At 64.1% G+C, this 6,325-nt stretch carries 6 protein-coding genes and 1 pseudogene; 3 read left to right on the plus strand and 4 right to left on the minus strand.

Annotated features, from left to right (window positions below; genetic code table 11):
• Positions 1 to 71 precede the first annotated feature (71 nt).
• From G3436_RS21370 to G3436_RS21375, 3 genes are read right to left on the minus strand one after another with little or no spacing between them, the layout of a single operon-like run.
• On the minus strand, positions 72 to 446 hold the full coding sequence (locus G3436_RS21370; RefSeq protein WP_163949182.1) for a DUF4880 domain-containing protein: 375 nt from the start codon (positions 444 to 446) through the stop codon (positions 72 to 74).
• A gap of 2 nt (positions 447 to 448) precedes the next feature.
• Positions 449 to 622, minus strand: a complete 174-nt coding sequence (locus tag G3436_RS29055; protein ID WP_420801237.1) for a sigma factor-like helix-turn-helix DNA-binding protein — start codon at positions 620 to 622, stop codon at positions 449 to 451.
• Complete coding sequence (locus tag G3436_RS21375; protein ID WP_420801238.1) at positions 559 to 978, minus strand: sigma factor; 420 nt, start codon at positions 976 to 978, stop codon at positions 559 to 561. Before G3436_RS21375 ends, G3436_RS29055 begins: the two co-directional genes overlap by 64 nt.
• 146 nt (positions 979 to 1,124) lie before the next feature.
• Between G3436_RS21375 and G3436_RS21380 the strand changes: the two genes are divergently transcribed.
• The 3 genes and pseudogenes from G3436_RS21380 to G3436_RS21390 all read left to right on the plus strand — a co-directional run bounded on the left by G3436_RS21380 (position 1,125) and on the right by G3436_RS21390 (position 4,456).
• On the plus strand, positions 1,125 to 1,835 hold the full coding sequence (locus tag G3436_RS21380; protein WP_163949185.1) for a hypothetical protein: 711 nt from the start codon (positions 1,125 to 1,127) through the stop codon (positions 1,833 to 1,835).
• 38 nt (positions 1,836 to 1,873) lie between these two features.
• A pseudogene (locus G3436_RS21385) lies at positions 1,874 to 3,749 on the plus strand (DUF294 nucleotidyltransferase-like domain-containing protein).
• Positions 3,749 to 4,456, plus strand: coding sequence for a 3'-5' exonuclease (locus G3436_RS21390; RefSeq protein ID WP_420801239.1), 708 nt, complete (start codon positions 3,749 to 3,751; stop codon positions 4,454 to 4,456). The pseudogene G3436_RS21385 and the gene G3436_RS21390 overlap by 1 nt, the downstream one beginning before the upstream one ends.
• Positions 4,457 to 4,476: 20 nt before the next feature.
• Here the strand turns inward: G3436_RS21390 and G3436_RS21395 are convergent, their stop codons facing one another.
• Positions 4,477 to 6,147, minus strand: coding sequence for a BCCT family transporter (locus G3436_RS21395; RefSeq protein WP_163949191.1), 1,671 nt, complete (start codon positions 6,145 to 6,147; stop codon positions 4,477 to 4,479).
• Between the last annotated feature and the right edge of the window lie 178 nt (positions 6,148 to 6,325).

The raw sequence follows: 6,325 nt of genomic DNA on the forward strand, positions 1-6,325 counted from the left end.
CCCGGCATCGAAGGTGCACATCCACGGCCGTGTCGGTGTTGAAGCAGCAACTGACTGCCATCGGCCAGGGGTCACCGGCAGACGCTCGCCCACTGCACTGCGGTAATCGGCAAACCACGGCCCCTGCTTCGTCTCACGGTAACCACCCCAGCCCAGCGTGCCGCCGCCCAACAACAGCGCCAGGCCCTTGAGCACGCTCGCCGCTTGGCGCGGCGCTCCTCACCGGCCAGGCCCAGGGTGCGTTCAGCCAACGCGCCCGGCAACCGGTGCAGGCGTTGCTGCAGGCGTTCGGCCTGCTGCCAGGCCCAGGCATGCGTGGGCGCCGCACCGAGCCAGGCTTGCCAGGCCTCGCGGTCATGGGCAGTGGCGTCTGCGTCGTTGAGCCGCGTGTACCAGTGTGCCGCCTGCTCCAGTGCGGCCAGTTGCTCGACAGTCAGGCTGGCCATGTTCAGAGCTCGTGCTGCAGGCTGTAGATCATGCAGTGCTGCACAGCCTTGGCGATGTAGCGGTTGACGCTCATCAGCGAGATCCCGAGTGTCTGGGCAATCGCCTTGTACGTCATGCCGTCCAGTTGCGAGAGCAGGAACGCCTTGCGCACGTTCTCGCCCAGTGCACCCAGCATCGCATCCAGCTCGCACAGGGTGTCGAGCAGCAGCAGGCGCGTCTCGGGTGAAATGTCCAGGGCTTCGGGCCGCTCGGCCAGCGCCTTGAGCCAGGCACGCTCCAGGCGTTGCGCCGAAAGTGATCGATCATCATGCGCCGCGCAATAGTCGCCAGATAGCCACGCGGCTCGCGCACCGCGCGCAGCTTGCTCGACGCGTCCTGAGTGCCGAGGATACGCACGAACACGTCCTGCACCAGGTCGGCGGCCAGGTGCTGGCAGTCCACCCGCGGGCGCAGCCAACTGCGCAACCAGCGGTGCTGCTCCTGGTAGATTCTGCTGACCTGCTCGTGCAGCACAGGATCGTGGCTCGACATGACGTAAGCTCATCAACATGAATGGGAAGTATTATCATTTTAGGGGGATTGCTTCGTCTCGAGCAAGCGCGACGCACAAACGTGCGGTCTCGGTCGGGTCTGTGCTTAGATACCGATTGCACACATTGGAGGAAAGGATGCCCGTCATGCTGCCACTACGCCGCCCCCTCACCGGCCTGCCCACTGCGCTGACGCTGTGTGCCCTGCTCGGCGCCTGCGTGCCCTACCCGCGCGAACGCCCGGCCTACGCCGACCTGTGCCAGCCACGCCAGGTGCTGGAGGTGCCGACGGCACACGGCATCAAGACCTTCTACCTGTACACCTACCTGTACGACCATGCGCTGACCTGGGGTGAGCGCCCCTATGTGCAGGGCCATTTCAGCGCGCATGACGCGCCAGACCGCGAGTTCTATGTCCAGCTGATCGGCTTCAACAAAGACCGCCAGCAACCGCTCAAGCCTGGGCGTTCGGGTGAACCACCGGTGCCGATGCTGTATGACAGCCGCAGCGCCTACCTCACCTTCGAAAACGGCACGCGCCTGGCGGCTCGACCGGATATCTACCTGGGCGCCCTCAACAATGACTTCCCGCTCTCCGGCCCGGCGTACGTGCGCCCTTCGCCCTTCGACATCAACAGCGACGAGGTCCACCGGCGCATCCCCAAGATCACCAACAACAAGCGTTATGGCTCGGTCTACGTGGCGTTCAATACGCCGGATTTCAACGCCGACAGCCGCTGGACGATCAACCTGGGCACGTTGGAAATCGAAGGCCAGTCGGTTACTGTGGCGCCGCTGACACTGTGCCACCACCCGAAAAAATCCTGGATTGGCATCGAACCGTTGATGCGCCCCTGAGCTCCATACCCTGACGTTCACACCAACAACGAGGCAGCATGCAGATCGAGCTTCTGGAGGTTCGCGATCACCTCCACCGTTTCGCCCCTTTCGACGCCTTGCCCGAGGACACCCTGAACGGCATTGCGCAGCGTATCCAGGTCAGCTACTTCAAGGCCGGCAGCGCCATCCTGGAAGCAGGCAGCAGTATCCAGGACCTGCATTACGTGCGCAGCGGTGCGGTGGAGATCTACCGGCGCAACGGCGAGCTCTACAACCGCCTGGGCGAAGGCGACATCTTCGGCCAGGCCGGGCTGCTGCGCAGCAACAAGGTGCGCTTCCCGGCCAAGGCGCTGGAAGACAGCCTGATCTACTTCATACCCGCCGACCTGTTTGCCGAGCTGTGCGAACAGCACGACAGCTTTGCCGAGTTCGTCGAGGCCGAGGGGCATTCGCGCCTCAAGTCCGCGGCCGAGGGCCAGGGCCGAGCCAGTGAACTGATCCAGCTCAAGGCACGTACACTGCTGTCGCGCAGCCTGGTGTCGGTAAGCCAGAACACGTCGATCCTCGACGCCGCGCGGCTGATGGCCGCCGAGAGCGTGTCGTGCGTGGCCGTACTGGAACCGGTGCCCGACGCCCCAGACAGACTGCTGGGCCTGGTCACCGACCGCGACCTGCGTACCCGCGTGCTGGCCGCCGACCTCAGCAGCAGCCTGCCCATCAGCACGGTGATGTCCAGCGACCCGGTGGTGATCCAGGCCAACGACTCGGTATTCGAAGCGATGCTGAGCATGCTGCGGCGCAACATCCACCACCTGCCGGTGCTGCACAAGGGGCGCACCCTGGGCCTGATCAACCTGTCGGACATCATCCGTCACGAATCCCAGAGCAGCCTGTACCTGGTCAACAGCATTTCCAACCAACACAGCGTGGCCGGGTTGCGCTCGTTGCTGCGCGACGTGCGCGGCACCTACATCCGCATGGTGCGCGACGGCGCCACCGCGCACATGATCGGCAGCGCGATTTCCGGTATCGGCCGCGCCTTCACCCAGCGCCTGCTGGAGCTGGCCGAACGCGACCTGGGCCCGCCACCGGTGCCCTACTGTTTCATGGCACTGGGGTCGATGGCGCGGGATGAACAGTTGCTGGTCACCGACCAGGACAACGCCCTGGTGCTCGACGACAGCTTCGACCCGGTACAGCACGACGGCTACTTCCTCAAGCTCGCGACCTTTGTCAGCGACGGGCTGGCCGCCTGCGGCTACAGCTACTGCAAGGGCGGGATCATGGCCACCAACGACCAGTGGCGCCAGCCGCTGCGGGTATGGAAGGCCTATTTCACCCAGTGGATCGACAAGCCCAACGCGGCCACGCTGCTGAACAGCAGCATCTTTTTCGACCTTGACGGCGTGTACGGCGAGCTGGAGCTGGTGCAGGCGCTGCAGACACTCTGCGCGCAGAAGTCCAGTGCCAGCCCGGCGTTCCTGACCGCGATGGCGCGCAATGCCTTGAACCGTACGCCGCCGCTGGGGTTCTTCCGCACCTTCGTGATGGAGACCGATGGGCGCCAGAAACAGATCATCAACCTCAAGGGCCGCGGCACCGCGCCGCTCACCGACCTGATCCGCGTGCATGCGCTGGCCTGCGCCAGTACGGCGCAGAACTCGGTTGACCGGCTGGAGGCGATCAGCGCGACCAAGCTGATGCAGCCGGCGGCATCGAACATTTGCGCTACGCGCTGGAGTTCCTGTCGATGGTGCGTATCCGCCACCAGGCCGATGCGATTGAACAGGGACAGCAACCGGACAACTACATCGAACCCGAACGCTTCTCCAGCAGTGAACGGCACAACCTCAAGGAGGCGTCCAGGTGCTGAGCCATGCGCAGAAATTCCTGCGCTTTCGCTACCCCGGCATCGTGCGGCACACACGATGATGCTGCGCGACAGCCAACGCATCGACTGGAGCGCGCGTTTCCAGGCATTGGCGCAGGCGGCGCGCCATCCGTTGCTGCAAGGGTTCTACGCAGCCGGGGCGGTGGCAGCACAGACGCCCCTGGAAGACGTGCCGTTGCTGGCGCTGGACGTCGAGACCACCGGCCTGGATGCCGAAAAGGACGGCATCGTGAGTATCGGCCTGATGCCCTTCAGCCTGCAGCGTATCCGCTGCGGCGAGGCGCGTTACTGGGTGGTCAAGCCGCGCACCGAACTGAGCGAAACGTCGATCACCTTCCACCACATCACCCACAGCGACATCCGCCATGCACCGGCCTTGCCCCATGTGCTCAAGGCCTTGCTCAGTGCCATGGCCGGGCAGGTGATGGTGGTGCACTACCGCCACATCGAGCGTGGTTTTCTCGAACATGCGGTGCGCCGCCACCTGGGTGAAGGCCTGCAGTTTCCGGTGATCGACACCATGCAGCTCGAGGCGCTGGTGCACCGCAGTGGTCGCAGCTGGATGGACCGGCTGCTGCGCCGCGCGCCGCTGTCGATTCGCCTGGCCGACAGCCGCGCGCGCTATCACCTGCCGCCCTACCATGCCCACCACGCGCTCACCGATGCGCTGGCGACAGCAGAGCTGTTGCAGGCACAGGTGGCGCATCGGCTCGCGGCGGGGGTTGAAGTGGGCCGACTGTGGGATTGACCGCTACGTGATGTAGCGCGTCACCCCCGCGGCTCGGACATCAGCCCCTTGATCAGCGACACGCAACCGAGCAGCAGCACGAGGGCGAACGGCAGGCCGGTCGACACCGCCATGGCCTGCAACGCGATCAACCCGCCGCCCAGCAGCAGGGCAATCGCGATCACCCCCTGCATCACTGCCCAGAACACACGTTGTGGCACCGGTGCATCGACCTTGCCGCCCGCGGTAATGGTATCGATCACCAGGGAACCGGAGTCGGAGGAGGTGATGAAGAACACCGCCACCAGCACGATCCCGATAAACGAGGTGATTTCCTTGAGCGGCAGACCACTGAGCATCGCGAACAACTTGAGCTCCAGCACCGCATCCGTCACACCGCTGAACTGCTGCGTCACGGTCTGATCGATGGCGGTGCCACCGAACGTGGTCATCCACAGTACCGACACGAGGGACGGCACCAGCAGCACCGCAATCAGGAACTCGCGCACCGTACGGCCGCGGCTGACACGGGCAATGAACATGCCCACGAACGGCGACCAACTGATCCACCAGGCCCAGTAGAAGGCGGTCCAGCCCTGGGTAAATTCGGCGTCTTCACGCCCTACCGGGTTGGACAGCGCCGGCAGGTACTGCAGGTACGAAGTCAGGTTGCGGAAGAAGCCAGTGAAGATCGCCAGCGTCGGCCCCACCACGATGATGAACACCAACAGCAGCAGCGCCAGGCCCATGTTCACCTGGGACAGCATCTTCACACCCTTGTCCATGCCGGCCAGCACCGAGCCCAAGGCAATGATGCTGATGCCGATGATCAACAGCACCTTGCTCACATTGGTGGAGGGGATCCCGAACAGGTACTCCAGCCCCGCCGCTGCCTGCTCGGCGCCGATACCCAGCGAGGTGGCCAGGCCGAACAGCGTGGCGAACACGGCCAGGATATCGATGATATGCCCCGGCCAGCCCCACACCCGCTCACCCAGCAGCGGGTAGAACACCGAGCGGATCGACAGCGGCAGGCCCTTGTTGTAGGTGAACAAGGCCAGCGACAGCGCCACGATGGCGTAGATCGCCCACGGGTGCAGGCCCCAATGGTAGATGGTCGCGGCCATGGCCATGTCTGCCGCCACCTGCGGGTTGCCCGCAGCACCGCCCAGCGGCGCCCAGTCGGTGCGCACACCGGCCGCATCGAGGTTCACCCCGCCCATGGCCGCCGAAAAGTGCGACATGGGTTCGGCGACGCCGTAGAACATCAGGCCGATGCCCATGCCCGCGGCGAACAACATCGAGAACCAGCCCACATAGGAGTGGTCCGGCACCGCTTCGCGACCGCCCAGGCGCACTTTGCCCAAGGGCGACACGATCAGCCCCAGGCACAGCAACACGAAGATATTGGCGGTACTCATGAAGAACCAGGCCAGGTTGGCGGTGAGCCAACTGCGCATGGCGCTGAAGATCGGCTCGACCTCGTTCTGCAGCGCCAGGGTGAGGATGACGAACAGGAAGATGGTGGCGGCCGAGATGAGGAACACCTTGCCGTGGATATCCAGCGAGAAGGAAAACTCGCCCTTGAAATTGTCCTGGCCGACGACATAGTCGGTGTCGATCAGGTTGACTTCACCGCTTGGAGCTGGAATGCCATCGATGGTCACTGGCTGAGAATGCCCGGGTGTTTCATTGGATGGGGTTCTTCCCACGAAATGCTCCTTTGATTGCTGGCACGCCTCGACGTGCAATGGTCTGATAGCCCCGCTGCTCCTATGGCAAAACGAGAAAATGAAGCGCCAAGGGTAACAGGCTTGGGGTGGGACCGTGGCATGCGCCAGGGGTTCAAGGCTTTCTGCCACTATTTGGCAATCATGTTTCAACCACGTT

The sequence above is a fragment of the Pseudomonas brassicae genome (assembly GCF_010671725.1).
Lineage (GTDB): Bacteria > Pseudomonadota > Gammaproteobacteria > Pseudomonadales > Pseudomonadaceae > Aquipseudomonas > Aquipseudomonas brassicae.

Excerpts from the sequence above, each read along its gene's own strand:
- G3436_RS21375 (WP_420801238.1), bottom strand. The coding sequence starts at position 978 with ATGTCGAGCCACGATCCTGTGCTGCACGAGCAGGTCAGCAGAATCTAC.
- G3436_RS21370 (WP_163949182.1), bottom strand. The coding sequence starts at position 446 with ATGGCCAGCCTGACTGTCGAGCAACTGGCCGCACTGGAGCAGGCGGCA.
- G3436_RS29055 (WP_420801237.1), bottom strand. The coding sequence starts at position 622 with ATGCTGGGTGCACTGGGCGAGAACGTGCGCAAGGCGTTCCTGCTCTCG.
- G3436_RS21390 (WP_420801239.1), top strand. The coding sequence starts at position 3,749 with ATGCTGCGCGACAGCCAACGCATCGACTGGAGCGCGCGTTTCCAGGCA.
- G3436_RS21380 (WP_163949185.1), top strand. The coding sequence starts at position 1,125 with ATGCTGCCACTACGCCGCCCCCTCACCGGCCTGCCCACTGCGCTGACG.